General features: G+C 72.2%; 16 protein-coding genes. 3 read left to right on the forward strand and 13 right to left on the reverse strand.

What is annotated here, in order from left to right:
* Positions 1–27 precede the first annotated feature (27 nt).
* On the forward strand, positions 28–1,197 hold the full coding sequence (locus Q9R28_RS13960; RefSeq protein ID WP_311206380.1) for an aminotransferase class I/II-fold pyridoxal phosphate-dependent enzyme: 1,170 nt from the start codon (positions 28–30) through the stop codon (positions 1,195–1,197).
* A gap of 16 nt (positions 1,198–1,213) precedes the next feature.
* On the opposite strand, the gene nagB is transcribed toward Q9R28_RS13960, so the two are convergent.
* Positions 1,214–1,999, reverse strand: coding sequence for a glucosamine-6-phosphate deaminase (gene nagB / locus Q9R28_RS13965; RefSeq protein WP_311206381.1), 786 nt, complete (start codon positions 1,997–1,999; stop codon positions 1,214–1,216).
* A gap of 58 nt (positions 2,000–2,057) precedes the next feature.
* On the opposite strand from nagB, the gene Q9R28_RS13970 reads away from it, so the two are divergent.
* Positions 2,058–2,537 carry an NUDIX domain-containing protein gene (locus Q9R28_RS13970; protein ID WP_311206382.1) on the forward strand — a complete coding sequence of 160 codons (480 nt, stop codon included), beginning with the start codon at positions 2,058–2,060 and terminating at the stop codon, positions 2,535–2,537.
* Between the two features lie 171 nt (positions 2,538–2,708).
* Here the strand turns inward: Q9R28_RS13970 and Q9R28_RS13975 are convergent, their stop codons facing one another.
* From Q9R28_RS13975 to Q9R28_RS13990, 4 genes are read right to left on the reverse strand one after another with little or no spacing between them, the layout of a single operon-like run.
* Positions 2,709–3,779: an ABC transporter ATP-binding protein gene (locus Q9R28_RS13975; protein WP_311206383.1), complete on the reverse strand. Its 1,071-nt coding sequence runs from the start codon at positions 3,777–3,779 to the stop codon at positions 2,709–2,711.
* The gene (locus Q9R28_RS13980; protein ID WP_311206384.1) at positions 3,776–4,624 is read right to left on the reverse strand and encodes an ABC transporter permease subunit; all 849 of its coding nucleotides are present in this window, start codon (positions 4,622–4,624) and stop codon (positions 3,776–3,778) included. Before Q9R28_RS13980 ends, Q9R28_RS13975 begins: the two co-directional genes overlap by 4 nt.
* A gap of 23 nt (positions 4,625–4,647) precedes the next feature.
* A complete protein-coding gene (locus Q9R28_RS13985; RefSeq protein ID WP_311206385.1) occupies positions 4,648–5,655 on the reverse strand; it encodes an ABC transporter permease subunit in 1,008 nt (335 codons plus the stop codon).
* Between the two features lie 5 nt (positions 5,656–5,660).
* On the reverse strand, positions 5,661–6,800 hold the full coding sequence (locus Q9R28_RS13990) for an extracellular solute-binding protein (protein WP_311206386.1): 1,140 nt from the start codon (positions 6,798–6,800) through the stop codon (positions 5,661–5,663).
* Positions 6,801–7,104: 304 nt separating this feature from the next.
* Between Q9R28_RS13990 and Q9R28_RS13995 the strand changes: the two genes are divergently transcribed.
* On the forward strand, positions 7,105–7,542 hold the full coding sequence (locus tag Q9R28_RS13995) for a YdeI/OmpD-associated family protein (protein ID WP_311206387.1): 438 nt from the start codon (positions 7,105–7,107) through the stop codon (positions 7,540–7,542).
* 198 nt (positions 7,543–7,740) lie between these two features.
* Here the strand turns inward: Q9R28_RS13995 and Q9R28_RS14000 are convergent, their stop codons facing one another.
* The 8 genes from Q9R28_RS14000 to Q9R28_RS14035 form a co-directional block, all read right to left on the reverse strand.
* Positions 7,741–8,625, reverse strand: coding sequence for an NAD(P)H-hydrate dehydratase (locus Q9R28_RS14000; RefSeq protein WP_311206388.1), 885 nt, complete (start codon positions 8,623–8,625; stop codon positions 7,741–7,743).
* Positions 8,615–9,355, reverse strand: coding sequence for a histidine phosphatase family protein (locus Q9R28_RS14005; protein WP_311206389.1), 741 nt, complete (start codon positions 9,353–9,355; stop codon positions 8,615–8,617). Before Q9R28_RS14005 ends, Q9R28_RS14000 begins: the two co-directional genes overlap by 11 nt.
* A 141-nt stretch (positions 9,356–9,496) precedes the next feature.
* On the reverse strand, positions 9,497–10,456 hold the full coding sequence (locus tag Q9R28_RS14010; protein ID WP_311206390.1) for a hypothetical protein: 960 nt from the start codon (positions 10,454–10,456) through the stop codon (positions 9,497–9,499).
* A 429-nt stretch (positions 10,457–10,885) separates the two neighbouring features.
* On the reverse strand, positions 10,886–14,014 hold the full coding sequence (locus Q9R28_RS14015) for a glycoside hydrolase family 38 C-terminal domain-containing protein (RefSeq protein ID WP_311206391.1): 3,129 nt from the start codon (positions 14,012–14,014) through the stop codon (positions 10,886–10,888).
* Positions 14,015–14,075: 61 nt separating this feature from the next.
* The gene (locus tag Q9R28_RS14020) at positions 14,076–14,975 is read right to left on the reverse strand and encodes a carbohydrate ABC transporter permease (RefSeq protein ID WP_081985110.1); all 900 of its coding nucleotides are present in this window, start codon (positions 14,973–14,975) and stop codon (positions 14,076–14,078) included.
* A gap of 2 nt (positions 14,976–14,977) precedes the next feature.
* Positions 14,978–15,928: a carbohydrate ABC transporter permease gene (locus Q9R28_RS14025; RefSeq protein WP_374109582.1), complete on the reverse strand. Its 951-nt coding sequence runs from the start codon at positions 15,926–15,928 to the stop codon at positions 14,978–14,980.
* A gap of 103 nt (positions 15,929–16,031) precedes the next feature.
* Complete coding sequence (locus Q9R28_RS14030; RefSeq protein WP_066656825.1) at positions 16,032–17,396, reverse strand: extracellular solute-binding protein; 1,365 nt, start codon at positions 17,394–17,396, stop codon at positions 16,032–16,034.
* A gap of 324 nt (positions 17,397–17,720) precedes the next feature.
* Positions 17,721–18,563, reverse strand: coding sequence for a PhzF family phenazine biosynthesis protein (locus tag Q9R28_RS14035; RefSeq protein ID WP_271826388.1), 843 nt, complete (start codon positions 18,561–18,563; stop codon positions 17,721–17,723).
* Positions 18,564–18,654 lie beyond the last annotated feature (91 nt).

An 18,654-nucleotide genomic window follows, 5' to 3' on the forward strand; every position in this document is an offset into this window, starting at 1 on the left:
CGAGACCGGCGCTGTCAGGATGGCCGCATGAGCGTCATGATCTCGGTGTTCGATGCGCAGCGCACCCGCACGAGCGAGAAGTACACCGCGTACCCGCCCGAGGTCCTGCCGATGTTCGTCGCCGAGATGGACTCGGTCCCCGCCGAGCCGGTGCGCGAGGCACTCGAGCGCGCCGTCCGCAACGGGGACACCGGGTACGTCGGGCACACCCGGGTGCTGCCCGAGGTCTTCGCCGACTTCGCCGACCGCCGGTGGGGATGGGACGTCGACCCCGACCTCGTCCGGACCACCACCGACGTGTCGGTGGCGGCGGTCGAGGTGCTCCGACGGGTCGTCGACCCCGGCGACCAGGTCGTCGTCATGCCGCCCGTCTACCCGCCGTTCTGGGAGTACGTCCGCGAGGCCGGCGGCACCGTGACCGAGGTGCCGCTGCTCGCCCCGGACGGCGAACCCGACCCGTTCGACACCACGGCCGGATGGCGGATGGACCTCGCCGGGGTCGAGCGCGCCTTCGCCGGCGGCGCCCGGACGGTCCTGCTCTGCAACCCGCACAACCCCCTCGGGCTCGTGCACGCCCGCGACGACCTGGTGGCACTCGCCCGGCTCGCCGCGGAGTGGGACGCCGTCGTCGTCTCCGACGAGATCCACGCCCCGCTCGTGCACGCGGACGCGGTGTTCACCCCGTTCCTCACCTGCGGACCCGAGGCGATCGAGCACGGCGTCGCCCTGACGAGCGCGAGCAAGGCGTGGAACCTGGCCGGGACGAAGTGTGCGCTCATGGTCGGGGCGTCTCAGCGGGCGCGCGGCTGGTTCGACGGGCTGCCCGTCGAGGTCGTCGAGCGCACCGGGATCCTCGGGTACACCGCGAGCGTCGCCGCCTTCCGTGACGGGGAGCCGTGGCTCGCGTCGCTGCTCGCCGAGCTGGCCGGCAACCGCCGTGTGCTCGCCGAGGAGCTCGGCTCGGCCCTGCCCGGTGCTGGGTACCGGCAGCCGCAGGCGTCCTACCTGGCCTGGCTCGACCTGCGGGCCCTGCCGTGGGGCGACGACCCCGCCCTGCAGCTGGTCGACCGGGCGAAGGTCGCGCTGACGAACGGTCGCGACTTCGGGCAGCCGGGCATCGGCCACGCCCGGCTCAACTTCGGCTGCTCCGAGGAGACCCTGCGCGAGGGGATGGCGCGCCTGGCGTCCGCCCGCTGATCCCGCTCGGCAGGCGTCACTCGAAGCGTTGCCACTCCGGCTTGTTGGCGTACGTGTACCGGTAGTAGTCCGCCAGACGGAGCCCGGCTGCGGCCTCCTCGTCCACCACGACGGTCGCGTGCTCGTGCAGCTGCAACGCCGACCCGGGCACGAACGACGACAGCGGCCCCTCGACCGCGGCGGCCACGGCGTCGGCCTTCGCCGAGCCCTGCGCGACGAGGACGAGCTCACGCGCCTCGAGGATCGTGCCGAGCCCCTGCGTCATGCAGTGCGTCGGCACCTGGTCGAGCGAGTCGAAGAAGCGGGCATTGGCCTCACGCGTGGACGGTGCGAGGGTCTTGATGCGGGTGCGGGAGGCGAACGACGACGTCGGCTCGTTGAACCCGATGTGCCCGTTCGCCCCGATCCCGAGGATCTGCACGTCGACCCCGCCGGCGGCCCGGATCGCAGCGTCGTACTCCTTCGCCGCGAACGCCAGGTCCGCGGCACGGCCGTCCGGCACCCGCACCCGCGAGGGGTCGAACCCGAGCGGCTCCACGACGTCGCGCTGGATCACCGACGCGTACGACTCCGGGTGCTCGAGCGGGATCCCGACGTACTCGTCGAGGGCGAACCCGCGGGCCGCGGCGAAGGACACCTCGCCCGCCTCGACCCGACGACGCAGGTCGGCGTAGATGCCCTGCGGACTCGACCCGGTCGCGAGACCCACGACGGCGGACGGCTTCTCGGCGACGACCGAGGCGATCTTGGCAGCAGCGACACGACCGACCTCGGCCGGCGTCGGCAGGATGATGATCTCCACGCCCTCACCCTACTGGTCATGACCAGTCGCCGACAGGGGTGCTCGGTAGCGTGGGGGCATGCCCACCCCTGACTTCGTCCTGTCCCTGCGCGAGAAGGTCGGCAACGATCCGCTGTGGATGACGGGCATCACCGCCGTCGTCACGCGCGGCGAGGGCCCCGACCGCGAACTGCTCGTCGTCCGGCGCGCGGACAACGGCGCGCTGACGCCGGTGACGGGGATCGTCGACCCGGGCGAGGAACCCGCGGTCGCCGCCGAGCGCGAGGTCCTCGAGGAGGCCGACGTCGTCGCGGTCGCCGAGCGCCTCAACTGGGTGCACGTCCTGCCCGAGATGACCTACCCGAACGGTGACCGCGCCCAGTACCTCGACCTGGTCTTCGCGTGCCGGTACGTGTCCGGCACGCCCGCCCCCGCGGACGGCGAGAACACCGAGGCGTTCTGGGCGCCGCTCGACGCCCTGCCGGAGATGTCCACGGACATGCTGGAGCGGGTCCGGGCGGGCCTGTCCGACGAGCCGGCCGCGCGCTTCGAGCGCTGACCCGCCGCCGGTCTGGAGGCGCGGTGCGGGCCCGCCCCGCGCCTCCAGACCGGCACCTGGTCGCCCCGGCCGGGGGCCGGGTCTCGCGTTCCAGCGACGGATCCCGGGCGGCGCGGCCCGCGATCCGTCGCTCAGCCCGGGTCTCGGCGGGACGGTCCGAGCACGGGGTCGCTACGCGAGCGGGGCGACCGCGGCCGGGGCGCCGAGCAGCCGCAGGGCCACGGCGTCGCCAGCGGCGCGGCGGTCGCCGACCTCGTGCTGCACCGTCACGACCGTGTCGTCGTCCAGCCGGACCGTCGTGCGCCGGATCGACCCGAGGAAGCTCGACGTGACGACGGTGCCGGTGACGCCCTCGGCGGCGAAGGCGACGTCCTCGGGGCGGACGTAGGCGAGCACCGGACCGTCCGCGGTGTCCGCTGCGAGCGCCGGGACGTGGAAGCCGTAGACGAACACGTCGCCGCTGCGCAGGTCGCCACGCAGGCGGTTCGACTGCCCGACGAAGTCCGCGGTGAACGCCGAGACGGGGTGCCGGTAGAGCTCCTCGGGCGTCCCGACCTGCTCGATGCCGCCGGCGTTCATCACCGCGATGCGGTCGGAGACGGCGAGTGCCTCCTCCTGGTCGTGGGTGACGAAGACGGTCGTGATGCCGAGGTCGCTCTGGATGCGGCGGATCTCGTCACGCAGGGACACCCGCACCTTCGCGTCGAGCGCGGACAGCGGCTCGTCGAGCAGGAGCACGCGCGGGCGGGTGACGAGGGCACGGGCGAGGGCGACCCGCTGCTGCTGCCCGCCGGAGAGCTGGTGCGGGAACCGGTCGGCGAGGCCGGCGAGGTGCACCATGTCGAGCGCTTCGATGACGCGCTCGCGGCGTGCTGGGGCGGCGACCTTCCGCATCTCGAGGCCGAACGACACGTTCTGCCGCACCGTCATGTGCGGGAAGAGCGAGTACTGCTGGAACACCATGCCGATGTCGCGCCGCTCGACCGGCACCGCGTCGACGTCCACCCCGTCGATGCGGATCGCGCCGGCGTCGATCGCCTCGAGACCGGCGAGCGCACGCAGCGCGGTGGTCTTGCCGCAGCCGGACGGCCCGAGCAGCGAGACGAACTCGCCGGGCTCGATGCGGAGCGACAGGCCGGCGAGCGCACGGTGGGAGCCGTAGTGCTTCTCGACCGCCTCGAGCTCGACGGTCGCCCCCTCGGTGGACAGCGACGCCGGGGCGGCGGGAGCGGTGACGGTCATGTGGACTCCTTCGGGGTGCGCCGGCGGCCCGCGCCGACCCGGCCGATGACGACGAGCAGCACGAAGCCGAACAGCAGTGCGGCGAGCGAGAAGATCGCGGCCACGTACGGGTCGGTCTGCTGCACGAGCACGAGCGCGGTCTGGAACGTGGTGCGGGACAGGAACGAAGCGAGGGTGTACTCGCCGAGGACGACCGTGACGGTCAGGAAGCACGCGGCGGTGGTGCCGCGGCGGAGGTTCGGCAGCAGGATCCGCCACGTCACGGTCCACCACGAGGCGCCGAGCGAGCGAGCGGCCTCGGACAGCACCGTGACGTCGACCGAGGTCAGCGCCGCGGCGATCGGGCGGAACGCGAACGGCAGCGACACGATGCCGATCGCGAAGGCCAGGGTCCAGGCGCCGGAGCCGAACACCTGCGCGACGACCTGGTACACGGGGATGAAGCCGACGACGAGCACGACGACGGGCACCGTGATCGGCACCAGGCAGACGAACTCGAGCACGCGGCGCAGGCGGGGGTAGCGGAGCGCGGTGACGATCTGGGCGGGCAGGAGCACGAGCAGCACGATCGCGACGGTGATCACCGCGATGAGCAGGGACGACGCGAGGCCGTCGAACACCGGCTGGTAGGTGGACGCGTTCGCGGGGTCGACGATCGCGGCGTAGTGGTCGAGCGTGAGCGCCCCGTCGGTGCCCTGGCGGAACGTGAACTGTGCCAGGGCGACCAGCGGCACGGCGACGACGAGTCCGACCAGGGCGAGCACGGCGACGGCGGTGCCCCGGGACGGAGCGACGCCGAAGCGGCCGACGCGGGTGGGGCCTCCAGGCCGGGATGCGGCGGCCACGGGGCGGACCGAGGGGACGGCGGTCACCGCTGCCACCGCGCAGCGCGACGCTGGAGCAGCGAGTAGGCGCCCATCACGACCGCCATGACCACGACCATGCCGAGGGCGAGCACACCCGCGACGTTCTGCAGACCGATGATCGTCTCGCTGGTGAGCTGCGCGCGGATCGTCAGCGGCACGATGCCGCCCTGCGAGATGAGTGCCGCCGCGGTGGCGAACGACGAGAACGCGTTCGCGAAGAGCAGGAGCAGCGACCCCCAGAACGCCGGCGCGAGCACGGGCAGGGCGATGCGCCGCCATGAGGTCGCGCGCGAGGCGCCGAGGGTGGCGGCGGCCTCGCCCCACTGGGGCTTGACGCCCTCGAGGGCGGGCATGAACGTGAGGACCATGAGCGGCACCTGGAAGTAGACGTACGGGATCACGAGACCGGGGACGGTGTACAGGAGGGTCCCGTTCGCGTTGAGGTCGAGACCGAAGGCCGACACCAGCCAGGTTGTGACCAGTCCCTGCGCGCCGATCGTGGCGATGAACGCGAACGCGAGCATCACGCCGCCGAACTGTGCGAGGACGCTGGCGGCGGAGTCGATCATCGAGCGGACGAACCCGTCGGGCCGGAGCGCGGCGAGCGCCCAGCAGACCAGGGCACCGACGACGGCGCCGATCACGGCCGAGACCGCGGACAGGCCGAACGAACCGGCGAACGCGCGGAGGACGGACGGGTCGCGGAGCGCTGCGAGGTTCGCGAGCGTGAACCGCCCGTCGCCGGTGGAGAACCCGCTGCCGACCGCGATCACGGCGGGGACGGCCAGGAAGAGCAGGACGTACGCGGCGAACGGGGTGAGGCCGAGCCAGGCGAGGCCGGGGCGGCGGCGAGCCCGGGTCCCGGTGCGACGGGCGGCGGTGGCCGCATCGGCGCCGGACGACGCGACGGGGGCCGCTGCCGCGCTGGTGGCGGCGGGGACCGGGACTGCGGTGCCCGTGCCCGCGGCCGGGGTGAACGCGCTGCCGCCCGGCGCCGATGCGGTCGTCATGCTGCTCAGGACCCCATCGTGGCGGACCACTTCGCGGCGAGGACCTTCGCCGCGTCGGTGACCTGCGCGTCGGTCAGCTCGACGTAGTCCTTCGGCATCCCGCCTGCGGCCCGCAGGGCGTCCTCGTCGACCTTGCCCGACTGCTCCATCGCCGCGAGGGTCGACGGGAAGGCGCCGGCCTGCAGGTACAGGTTCTGGGCGTCGGGGCTCGCGATGTACTCCTGCCACAGGCGTGCCGCCGCGGGGTGCGGTGCGTCCTTGTTGATCGCCTGCGAGTAGTACGAGCCGAGCGCCTGCCCCTCGGGGACGACCGTCTTCCAGTCCTGGTTGCCGCTCGACCCGGCCGCCGGGCCCCAGGCGAGGTTGTTGTACGACCACTGGATCACGACGGGCGTCTCCCCCGAGGCGACCGTCGCCTGGGTGGGCAGCACGTTCTGGAAGTTGCCGGCCTGCTGCAGCTTGCCGAAGTAGTCGACGCCCTTCGAGATGTCGTCGGCCGAGCCGCCGTTCTCGAGCGCCGCGAGGTAGACCGCCGACGCCGCCTGGTTCGCCTGCGTCGGGTCGCCCGCGATCGAGACCTTGCCCTTGTACTCGCTGCCGAGCAGGTCGTCCAGGTCCTTCGGGGCGTCCGTGATCTTCGACGAGTCGTACCCGATCGACATGAGGCCCGTGTAGTCGCGGGTCCACTTGCCGTCCGCGTCCTTGAGCGTGTCCGGGATGTCCGACCAGTTCGCCACCTTGTAGTCGGTGAGCAGGTCGAGGTTCTGCTGCATCACGGCGTTGCCGAGGTCGAGCACGTCGGGGGCCGTCGACTGGCCCTGCTGCGACTTGACGGCGGCGACCTCGTCGGCGCTGGAGCCGTTCGGGTTGGCCGAGTTGATCTTGATGTCGTACTTCTGCTCGAAGCCGTCGATGATCTTGCCGTAGTTCGCCCAGGTCGGCGGGAGGGCGATGACGTTGAGCTGCCCCTCGGCCTTCGCGGCCTTCACGAGGGCGTCCATGCCGCCGGCCGACTCGGCGCTCGTGGCGGTCTTCCAGTCGGTGTCGCTCGACGTCGACGCGCTGCTCGTCGCCGAGCAACCGGCCAGGGTGACGACTGCTGCTGCGGCCAGGGCGATGCCGGCCAGGGTGCGGGTGTGCTGCACGGGGTGTGCCTTCCGGGTGCTGTGGGGATTCGGGTGTCCGGGGGTCCGGCTTGGGCACGATCGTGGACGCGCCCGGTTTCGGGGTCGTGCTGCGGCGGTGAACGGTGGCGGAACAGCGGGTACGGCTGTACGGTTTCGCTGCCGGGGACGGTCCCCGGCGAGGGTCGATCGCGGCGGGCTCGACGTCCGGTCGCGCGTCCTGCGCTCGACCGGTACGACGCACGGTCGCGTCGGTCGCGTCGGTCGCGTCGGCCGCGTCGGCCGCGCGGGTGCGGTCACGACCGCGGACAGCCGGGAGGCACGGGTGCAGTTCACGACGACGGTCCTGCAGGCGAGGAAGACGGCCACCGGCCTGCCCGTCCCCGAGGAGGTCATCGACGCCCTCGGCTCCGGGAAGCGCCCTGCCGTGGTGGTCACGATCGACGGCGGCTACACCTACCGGTCCACGGTCGGGGTGATGGGCGGGCAGTTCCTCGTGCCGCTGTCGGAGGCTCACCGCACCGCAGCGGGGATCGGCGCCGGGGACACCGTCGAGGTCACACTCGAGCTCGACACCCTGCCGCGCACCGTCGAGTTGCCCTCCGACCTGGCGGCGGCGTTCGACGCGGCCGGGGTCCGTGCGGCGTACGAGACCCTGTCGGCGTCACGGCAGCGGGCACTCGTGGACCCGGTGCTCGCGGCGAAGGCCCCGGAGACGCGGCAGCGCCGGTTCGACAAGGCCGTGGAGGCGTTGCGCGGATAGGCGGGTGAGCGCGCTCGCCCTGGCCCTGGCCGTGGCCGTGGCGCTAGGTCTGGCCCTGGCCGTGGCTGTGGCCGTGGCGTCGCCGGGCGCGGTCGGGCGTACCTGGTAGATCCGGGCGTACCTGGTCGTTCGGTTCCACCAGGGACAACCGTTCCGACCAGGTATCGCAGTCGTTCTGGGAAGGAACGAGCGCCGTCGTCAGCCGCCGAGCTCGACCAGGACCCGCGGGATCTCGGTCAACAGTTCGCTGGCGAGGTAGCCCAGTGGCCCGACCTGCACGGCGAGGCGGTCACCCGCGGCGGCGTGCACGTACGACGCCCAGGCGACGGCCTGTGCCGGCTCGGCACCGCGGGCGAGCAATCCGACCACCACACCCGACAACACGTCGCCGCTGCCGCTCGTCCCGAGCCCTCCGGAGCCGGTGCCCTTCACCCAGGCACGGCCGTCCGGCGCCGCGATGACGTCGGACAGCGCGACCACGGCGCCGTACCGCTCGGCGATCTCCCGGGCGTCGGCGACGTCGTCGTCCCCGCAGTCCCGACCCAGCAGCCGCTCGGCCTCACCGCTGTTCGGCGTGAGGACGAGACGACCGCGCAACGGCCTGAGCCGGTCCTCGACGTCCGCCGCGACGCCGAGCGCGAAGGCGTCCAGCACGACGAAGGTGTCCGGACCGACCACGTCCGCGATGCCCGCGACGAGGTCCCGAGCACCGTCCGGCTCGTCCAGCCCGGGACCGACCAGCACCGCGTCGGCAGCACCGGCCGTGTCGAGCACGGCGTCGATCGCGCCGACGGCGATGTGTCCGCCGTCGTCCTCGGCGAGCGGGACCACGCCCGACTCGGGCACGGCGACCGCGACCTGGTTCGCCACGCTCGACCCGACCGCCAGGGACAGTCGGCCTGCTCCGACCCGCAGTGCGGCGAGCGCCGACAGCATGGCGGCACCCGGGGTGTGGGCGGCGCCGCCGACGACGAGGACCTGTCCCCGGCCGTACTTGCCGGCGCCGGCGTCGGGCAGCGCCCACTCGCGGAGGACGTTCGGCGTGATGTGCTGCGGTGCTGCAGGCTCCTGGTCAGTCGACACGGGCGTCGTCCTTCCGGCCGCTGTGCTCGGTGACCTCGTCGTCGTCGAGGTGCCCCACCGCGGAGAACTCCTCGAGCGTCCAGGGGGCACCGGGCCCGTCGCGGTGGAGTCGTGTCAGGGAGGCGTTCGCGACCGTGTGGTCCTCGGCGAACGCCATGAGGGCGTGTTCGTCGAGGTCGAGGCAGACCGCGACGGCGAGCATCACCACGGCGTCGTGCGCGGCGACGAGCAGTCGTTCGGTGCCCTCGAGCCGGTCGACGTCCGTCAGCACGGTGCGGAGGCGGAGCATCACGTCCGCCCAGGACTCCCCGCCGGCGGGACGGTGGTAGTACTTGCCGAGCCACTGTCGTCGGCGTTCCTCGTCCGGGTACCGGTTCCGCACGCCGTCACGGGTGAGCAGGTCGAGGACGCCGAGCTCCCGGTCGCGCAGCCGCTCGTCGACGCGCTTCGGCGGTTCGGTCAGCCCGCCGGCCTCGAGCGCGATGCCGATCGTCTGCTGCGCCCGGCGGTACGGCGAGACCCAGAGGGCGACCGGGACGTCGTCGACGCCGCGGTCGGCGAGCTCCTGCCCGAGCGCTCGGGACTGTTCCTCCCCCAACGGACTGAGCGGGACGTCGGCGTCGCGGTGGTCGACCTCGATGACGTCCGCGCCCTCGGCTTCGGCTCTGGCGGCGGCGACGTTCGCGGTCGACTCCCCGTGCCGGACGAGCCAGATCTCGGTGACAGCCATGGGCGCGACGCTAACCGCGGGCCCCTGGGTCGGCTCCCGGCCACGTCGTCGTCGGGCTGCGGCGCGCTCGGGCCGCTGCGCGCGTGCCTGCAGATCAAGCCGCTCCGGGCCGTGCGCTCTTCGATGCGCGTGCCTGCCGGGTCAGGCCGCCCCGGGCCGTGCGCTCCTCGACGGTCGGACCGGGCACGGCAGTCCCGCGGCTCGGAAGCGTCGGACCAGCCCGTCGGGGTCGAACAGGTCGCGCCACTCGAGCCGGACGATCGTCCGCACGCCGGGCACGGTCAGCAACTGCTCGTGCCGCCGCTTCTCGTCGAGGAACACCTCGCTGGGGCTCCGACCCGCAAGGTACCGCTCCTGCGTGTACTTCGCTCGACCGTCGATCTCGACGACCACACCCTGCTCCGGGAACCAGAAGTCCACCGTGAACCGTCTCCCGCCGACCACGAACTCCTGCTGCAGGACCGGCCCTGGCAGCCCGAGCTCGAGGAACACCACCCGCGCGAAGGACTCGGCGACCGATCCGGCGCGCCCGTCTGCGAGGCCGAGCACGTGCTCCGCTCGACGGTGCCCGCGTGCTCGGGGGTCGACCGCCGCCAGGAGCTCCGCCGCTCCGGTCCCGGCTCGCACCGCAGCGTCCGCCACGACCACCGCGGTGCGCAGGTCGTCCTGCATCGCGATGTCGACGACGGTGCGGGGCACGGTCGTCACCCGGATCCCGTCGGCCGCCAGTAGCTCGTCGCCACGAACGGGACGCGTGTGCAGGACGAGGTCCCGCGTCCGCCCGCGGTACATCGTCTCGGGCACGGTCGCGTGCACGGGGACCTGCCAGCCGCCCAGGGCCGGGAGCCCGAGGACCGCAGCCGCCGACACGTGCGAGGCGACCGCCGCGGTACCGATCCGCCCGAGCCGTGCATGGACACGGGTCACGTAGCGCTGCCGAGGCCCCGCGGCGTCCCAGCGGGCGCCCTCGACGAAGGCGTTCGGGCCGACGCGGATCAACCGGTCAGCGCCGCTCGATCGTGCGCGGCGGCGCAGGGTCGTCGGGTCACACGCGATCTCGCGTGCCGGTCCCGCACGGAGGATGGGGAGTGGACGTTCCATGCCGCGATCGTGCCCGGTCTCCACGCGCCGACGGGTGCCGATCGTGGCAACTGTGGACGAGCCTCCAGTCCGGTCGCCCTGTGCAGGACGCTCGTTCCTTCCCAGAACAGGTGCGGTACCAAGCGTTTCCGGGCGTACCTGGTCGGAACGGAAGACCAGGTACGCCCGGATCGACCAGGTGTGCCCGATTCCGGGGGGGCGGGGGCGGGGCGACGGCAGGGCAGGGCCGGGCAGCGCAGGGCAGCGCAGAGCAGGACGTCCCGGCCCAGCGGAGGATCGGCCCACGCGCGACGCGGCGCCGGGGGAACGCACCCGTGCTCCCCCGGCGCCGCTGTCTCTCCGCCGGCCCCGCTGCCACGGGCCGGACGCCGCCGCCCCGCTGCCTCGGGCCCAGCGCCGCCGCCCCGCTGCCACGGGGTCGGCGTGGCCTCAGGCCCGCCGCACCCGCAGCGTGACGATCTCGAACGGGCGCAGGGTGAGCACGACGGGTTCCCCGGCCGCCCACGTCCCCGAGCCGAGCGGCCGCTCGAGCAGGTCCACGGCCTCCACCGAAGCGACGTCGAACCCGAACGACACCCCGACGTCCGACGCCCGACCGCCCGAGGCCTCGTAGAGCCGCACGACGACGTCGCCGGAGCGGTCCTCGGCGAGCTTCACGGCCTCGACGAGCACCTGGGGCGAGGACACGACGACCAGCGGCGACACGTCGGCCGACCCCGACCCCGGCACGGACCGCACCGGCAGGTTGAGCCGGTACCCGGAGTCCGCCGCGTCGAGCACGGACTCCCCGACGCGCAGCACCGTCCGGAAGACGTGGTGCCCCTGGTCGGCGTGCGGGTCCGGGAACGTCGGCGCGCGCAGCAGGGACTCCCGCACCAGCGTCGTCGTCCCGCCGTCGGCCCGGGTCGAGCGGGTGATGTCGTGCCCGTACGTGGAGTCGTTCGCCACCGCGACCCCGAAGCCGGGCTCTGCGACGTGCACCCACCGGTGCGCGGCGGTCTCGAAGCGCGCCATGTCCCACGAGGTGTTCTGGTGCGTCGGCCGGTCGATGTGCCCGAACTGGATCTCGCTCGACGCGACGGACGCCCGGACGTCGAGCGGGAACGCGAGCTTGAGGAGCTTCTGCTGCTCGTGCCACTCGACCTCGGTCTCGACGTGCAGCTCCGGCTGCCCGGCGACGGCCGAGTACCGGGTGGTCACCGACGACGAGCCGAAGGGACGCGTCACGACGAGCGCATCGCCGACCACCTCGACGGAGGCCGCCGCCAGCACGGTCCCGCTGCGCTGGTAGGCGCGGTCGATGTCCCACGCCTCCCACTGGTTCGGGGTGTCGCGGAACACCGTGTACTGCGCGGCGGCAGCGCCGGGCGCGATCGCGTCGCGTCCGGTCGCGTGGTCGACGAACGACACGACGTGGCCCTCCGCGTCGACGGTCGCGGTGACGACACCGGTGTCGAGGACGAAGCGGTCACCGCTCCGGACGGGAGGCACGGCCTCCGTCGCCGACACGGCGGAACCACCCAGGGCGGTCACCCCGCCCGCTGCGACCGGCGAGGCGTTGAAGCGCACGACCGTCCCGTCATCGGCGCTGCCCCCGGTCCCGGCGGCACCCGGACCACGCCGAGCGTCGAGCGGCGCCCCACCGTCCCCGGCGAAGGCGGTCGCCGACGCCCCGACCCCGGCGAGCGCCGGCGCACCACCGCTCGCGAGCGCGGTCGTCGAGGCACCGATGAGGTCCTCGAGCACCTCCGCCACCCGGGCGTACTCGGCCTCGGCGTTCTCGTACACCCAGGCGATCGACGACCCCGGCAGGATGTCGTGGAACTGCTGCAGGAGCACGGTGTGCCAGACGGACTCGAGCTCGTCGTACGGGTACTCGGCGCCGAGTCGCACGGCTGCGGTGGCCGCCCAGAGCTCGGCCTCGCGGAGCAGGTGCTCGGAGCGCCGGTTGCCCTGCTTCGTGCGGATCTGCGACGTGTAGGTGCCGCGGTGGAACTCGAGGTACATCTCCCCCGACCACACGGCGGGCTCCGGCAGGACGCGCTCGAGCTCCTCGAAGACCTCGGCGGGGGTGCCGAGGTCGACCCGCGGCGAGCCGTCGAGGTCGTGCTGGCGTCGTGCTGCCGCGACCATCTCGCGGGTGGGTCCGCCACCGCCGTCGCCGAACCCGTAGAGCAGCATCGACGTGTTCGCGACGCCGCGCTCCTTGTTCCCGCGCTCGCCGCGGTGCAGGTCGGCCGCCGAGACGTCCGAGTTGTAGGTGTCGGCCGGGGGCAGGTGCGTCAGGACGCGCGAGCCGTCGATGCCCTCCCAGTGGAAGGACGTGTGCGGGATGACGTTCGTCTCGTTCCACGAGGGCTTCTGCGTGACGAACCACTTCGACCCGGCGGCGCGGACGATCTGCGGCAGGGCTCCGGTGTAGCCGAACGAGTCGGGCAGCCAGGCCTCGGGGGTGTCGATGCCGAACTCCTCGAGGAAGAGCCGCTTGCCCGCGACGAACTGGCGGGCCAGGGCCTCACCGCCGGGGAGGTTCGTGTCCGACTCGACCCACATGCCGCCGACCGGGATCCAGCGCCCCTCGGCGACCCGCTGCTTGATGCGCGCCCAGATCGACGGGTAGCCGTCACGGATCCAGGCGTACTGCTGGGCCGACGAGCAGGCGAAGGTGAAGTCGGGGTCCTGGTCCATCAGGTCGAGCACGTTCGAGAACGTGCGCGCGCACTTGCGGATCGTCTCGCGGACGGGCCACAGCCAGGCGGAGTCGATGTGGGCGTGCCCGACGGCGACGGCGCGCCCGGCGGACCCGGCCGCCCCCACGGCGAGCAGCGGCGCGAGCACCTCGCGGGTCGCGGCAGCGCTGCCGGCGACGTCGTCGGGGTCGAGGGCGTCCGCCGCACGTTCGAGCCCGCGCAGGATGTCCGCGCCCCGGGTGCCGTCGGTCGGCAGCTCGGCCATGAGTCCGCGGAGCACCCAGACGTCCTGCTGCAGCTCCCACACGGTGTCGTCCCGCTCGACGAGCTCCAGCGCGCGCAGGCGGTAGATCGGCTCGGTGCCGGCGGTGGTCTTCGAGCCGAGCGGGGTCGCCCCCTGGAAGTCGTCACCGCCGATGTCCGGGTTCGCGGCGGCCTCGACGTAGACCTCGAACGTGCCGCCGGGGCCGACCTCGACGGGCACGGTGTCGTTCCGCGGTTCGATGCCCTTGATCGTGGAGCCGTCGGTGCGCCAGGCGAGCCCCTCGGCCTGGAACCCGGGCTGCCGCTTCGAGAAGCCGAGGTCCACCCGGAGCTCGACGGTGGTGCCGGGGTCGACGCCGAAGTCCTCCGGCACGGTGCCGCGGACGCGGAACCAGGTGGTCCCCCACGGCCGCGCTCCCCAGGCGTCACCGACGCGGAACGGCGTGTACTCGGCTGCGACGGCCTCGGCGAACGGCACCGGTTCGTCCGGCACCTGCCAGGCGTCGACGGTGACCGGCGCCGAGCGACGGTGCACGGCGGGGTCGATGCGGTCCCGGACGAGACGGGCGATCCGAGCTTCGACGAGGGGTTCGTCGTGGTGCATGGAGGTGGTTCCTTTCCAGCAGGGACGGTCGGGCGTGGTGCCCGGCGAGCGTGGGGCGCGGTCAGCCCTTGATGCCGCCGGCGAGGGCGTTGCCCCCACCGAGGCCGCGGGACACGAGCACGTAGAGGGCGATGACCGGCACGGAGTACACGATCGAGAACGCGGCGAGCTGCCCGTAGGCGACGGCCCCGTTCTGCCCGAAGAAGTTGAAGATGCTCACCGCGGCGGGCACCTTGTCGGGCGAGAGCAGCAGGACGAAGGGGACGAAGAAGTTCCCCCACGCCTGGATGAACACGAAGATGAACACGACGGCGATCCCCGGACGCATGAGCGGCACGACGATGCGCGTCAGCGTGGTGAACATCGAGGCGCCGTCCGTCCACGCCGCTTCCTCCAGCGAGATCGGTACCGAGTCCATGAAGTTCTTCGCCATCCAGATCGCCATCGGCAGGCTCGTGGCGGCGAGGAAGAAGATGCAGCCGTAGATGTTGTCGATGAGGTTGAGCGACACGAACAGCGCGTAGACGGGCACCATCATCGCGGTGATGGGCAGGCCGGTGCCGAACAGGATGCTGTACAGGAACGGCTTGTTGACCCGCATCTTGTACCGGGACAGCGGGTACGCGGCGAGGAGCGCCGCGACGACCGTCACCACCGCGGTGCCGCCGGAGAGCAGCAGGCTGTTCGCGAGCGGGATGAACGACAGCTCCGGGGTGAGCACCTGGGTGAAGTTGTCGAGCGTGAACTGCGACGGGATCTTCACGGACAGCGAGGCCTGGGCGTCGACGGAGGCGAGCACGAGCCAGAGCAGCGGCACCGCGAAGCACACGGCGATGACGAGCAGGACGATGTTCGACACCCAGCGGAGGGTGCGCCCCCGCGGAGAGGTCATGTGCAGGGCGCCCGGCGCGGTGACGGACCGGGTGGTGTCGGACACGGGACGGTCAGCGGTGAGGGCCATGGTCAGTCCACCTCCGGCTTCAGTGCCTTGATGTAGATGATCGAGAAGACCGCCCCCACCACGAGCAGGATGGTCGCGATCGCGGTCCCGAAGCCGAGCTGCGAGAACTGGAACGCCTCCTGGTACGCCAGGATCGGCAGGGTCGACGAGTTGGTGCCGGGTCCGCCGCCCGTCATCACGAAGATGAGGGTGAAGACCGACAGCGTCTGCAGTGTCGTGAGCATGAGGTTCGTCGAGATGGACCGACGGATCACCGGCAGCGTGATGTAGACGAGGCGCTGCCAGCCGGTGGCGCCGTCGACCTCGGCGGACTCGGTGATCTCCTCGGGGACCTCCTGCACGGCCGCCGAGTAGACGAGCATCGAGAACGCGGTACCGCGCCAGACGTTCGCCAGGATGACCGCGATCATCGGGTACGTGTAGAGCCAGTTCGGCCCGCTGATCCCGATGGAGGCGAGGAACGAGTTGAGCGTGCCCTCGTCGTGGAAGAAGGCGTACGCGGCGAACGAGGCGACGATCTCCGGCAGGACCCACGCGGCGACGACGAAGGTTCCGACGACCGCGCGGACGAGCTTGTTCGCGCTGCGCATGAGGAGCGCGAGACCGAGACCGAGCACGTTCTGCCCGACGACGGCGGACGCGAGCAGGAACACGATCGTCAGGACGACGGACTTCGGGAAGTCCGGGTCCTGGAACAGCTCGACGTAGTTCTGGAACCCGACGAACTGCTGGTTCGCGGCATCGACGCCGGTCAGGGCCGCGTTGGTGAACGATCCGTAGAACGACGAGATGACCGGCCCGAGCAGGAAGATGACGAGGAGGACCACGGCGGGCAGGAGCGGGACGACCCGCGTCGCGTTCCGGAGGGGCCGCCGCTTGCGCGGCACGGGTGGTTCGGTGCGCTTCGGCGCGCCGGGCGCCGACAGCGTCGGCGCGAGAGGGGTGCTGGACACGTGGATGCCTTCCGGGTGCGGAGGGGTTCCGAAGGTGGGGTGGGTCGGACGGGAGGCGCGGTGCACGGGGTGATCCGCGCCTCCCGTCCGTCAGACGGTCACGTCACTGACCGGCAGCGACGGTGCCGTCCTTGCCGACGACGCCCTCGACGGCCTTGTCGTAGACGGCTGCGGCCTCGGACGGCGACTGCTGGCCGGTCATGACGGACTCCATCGCGACCTGGATGGCGTTCGACACCTGCGCGTACTCGCTCGTCGCCGGGCGGAAGTTGGTGTGCTCCACCAAGCCGGAGAAGAACTCGAACGTGGGGTTGGCGCCGGTGTACTCGGGGTCCTCGGCGACGTCCTTGCGGACGGCGATCTGGCTGTTCTCGGCGTCGTACTTGATGGAGCCGTCCTTGTCGAGGAACATCGTGATGAAGTCGAACGCGGCCTGCGGGTCCTTCGACTTCGCACCGACCGAGAGCGTCCACCCGCCGGACATCGAGTTGTACCCGGGCTCCTGGCCGTTCTGGGTCGGGAAGGGCGCCTGCCCCATCACGTCGTTCCACTCCTTCCACGGAGCGGTGCCCGTCTCGAGCCACGTGCCCGACTGCCACGAACCGTCGAGGTCGATGGCGAGCTTGCCCTCGGGCAGCCACGTCTGCGTGATCGTGGTGCCGATGTTCGTGTCGAGCGCCTGCTGCGGGGTGGGGCCGAGGTCGCCCTGGTAGACGTCCTCGATGAACTGCAGCGAGTCCTCGAACTGCTTCGACCCGACGACCCACTTGCCGTCCTGGTAGAGCGTGTTGCCGTCACCGTCCGCGCCGTAGAGCAGCATCTCGAAGCCCTGCATGGTCGAGGCCTCGCCCTGTGCCTTGCCGGAGTAGATGTTGAACGGGATGACGTCCGGGTCCTGCTCCTTGATGGTCTTCGCCGCGGCGAGCACGTCGTCCCAGGTCTTCGGCTCCCACGGGACCGGCAGGCCGACCTTCTCGAAGATGTCCTTGTTGTACCAGAGCGCGCGGGTGTCGGTGCCCATCGGGACGCCGTAGATCTTGCCGTCCTCGCCCTCGCCGGCCTGCTTGGCGTTGTCGTAGAACTGGTCCCACTCGTCCCACTTCTCCGTGTACTGGTCGATCGGCAGCAGGTACCCGGCGTCGGCGTCCGCCTTGATGCGGAAGGTGTCCTCGTAGATGACGTCGGGAGCGGTCGCGGGGGCGCGGTTCATGAGGGCGAGCTTCGTGGCGTAGTCGTCCTCCTGCGCCTGGATCGGGACGAGCTCGACCTTCTTGCCGGGGTTGGCCTTCTCGTACTCCTGCTTGACGACCTTCATCTGGGCGTCGAGCTGCTGGAAGGCACCGAACTTCTGGTAGGCGATCTTGATCGTGTCGCTCGAGGCAGAGCCCGAGCTGGAACAACCCGCCAGCCCGACCGCGGCGGCTGCCACGGCTGCGAGTCCGGCGATGATTCGGGTGCGGCGTTTCATCGGTGCTCCTTTGCACGGGATGTCCGCGGGCTCCGTCACCCGCGCGCAGGATTAGTACAACGGATGGACTTATTCGTGTCAAGCACTTTCCGTCACGGGTCGGCAACGGTCCCGGGGGCGCAGGGTGGTCCCGTGCGCGCCGGGGCCCGCGGCGTCCGCGCGGGCTCGAAGCTGTCGCGCGTGCCCGGTCGGAACGGGCGTACCTGGTCGGAACGGGCGTACCTGGTCTGCCGGAACGACCAGGTACGCCCGGAAGCGCCAGGCATCGCGGGCGCCAGGGGAAGGAACGGGCGCCCGGCGTCGCGCGCAGGCGGTGCCGCCGGGTCAGGCGATGGGGGTGGCGCCCCCGGTCACCGTGATGCCGCCGGACTCGGGCACGTCGACGAGCAGCACGCTCGGACGCCCGACGTGTCGACCCTGCCGGATCACCACGCGTGCCCCGGGCGACACCGCGCCGACCGCGCGCAGGTACGCACCGGTCGAGGCCGCCGCCGAGCCCGTCGCCGGGTCCTCGGTGATCCGGCCGGCGGGGAAGAGGTTCCGCGCCTCGAACTCGAGCGGACCCGTCCGGTGCAGGACGGTGACGGTGCCCTCCCACCCGTACTCCCGCTTGAGTGCGGCGAGCGCGGCGGGGTCGAAGCGGAACTGGTGGAAGAGCTCCACGTCGGCGAGCACGACCACGGGGTGCCGGTTGCCGGCGGAGGACTCGAGCACGGGGAACCCCTCGGCGACGTCACCGTCGACGAGCCCGAGCACGGCGGCGAGCCGCTCCCACCGTGCGGGATCGATCGGACGGGTCGACGGCTCGACGCTCGTCATCGCGACCTGGACACTGCCGTCGGGTGCGGTCGTGGCGTCGACCGCGATGTCCCCCGCGGCCGTCGAGAAGACCCGTGCCCCGGTCCCCTCGCGCTCGGCGAGCACGACGGCGGTGGCGACGGTGGCGTGTCCGCAGAAGGGGACCTCGGCGGCCGGCGAGAAGTAGCGCACCCGGGCGCCGTCCGGCGTCCGCGCGACCACGAAGGCGGTCTCCGGGTACGCCACCTCCTGCGCGACCGCGAGCATCTCGTCGTCGGTCATCCCCTCGGCGTCGAGCACGATCCCCGCGGGGTTGCCGCCCCCTGGCTCGGCGGCGAAGGCGGTGTAGCGGAGGACCTCGGAGCGCATCCCCCGACGCTACCGCGGAGGCACCGACGCCGTCGCGGTGCTGGGACGCCATCGCGGAGGCACCGACGCCCCCGCGCGGGACACCGACGCC

Source organism: Curtobacterium sp. BRD11 (assembly GCF_031844345.1).
In the GTDB taxonomy this organism is placed as follows: Bacteria; Actinomycetota; Actinomycetes; order Actinomycetales; family Microbacteriaceae; genus Curtobacterium.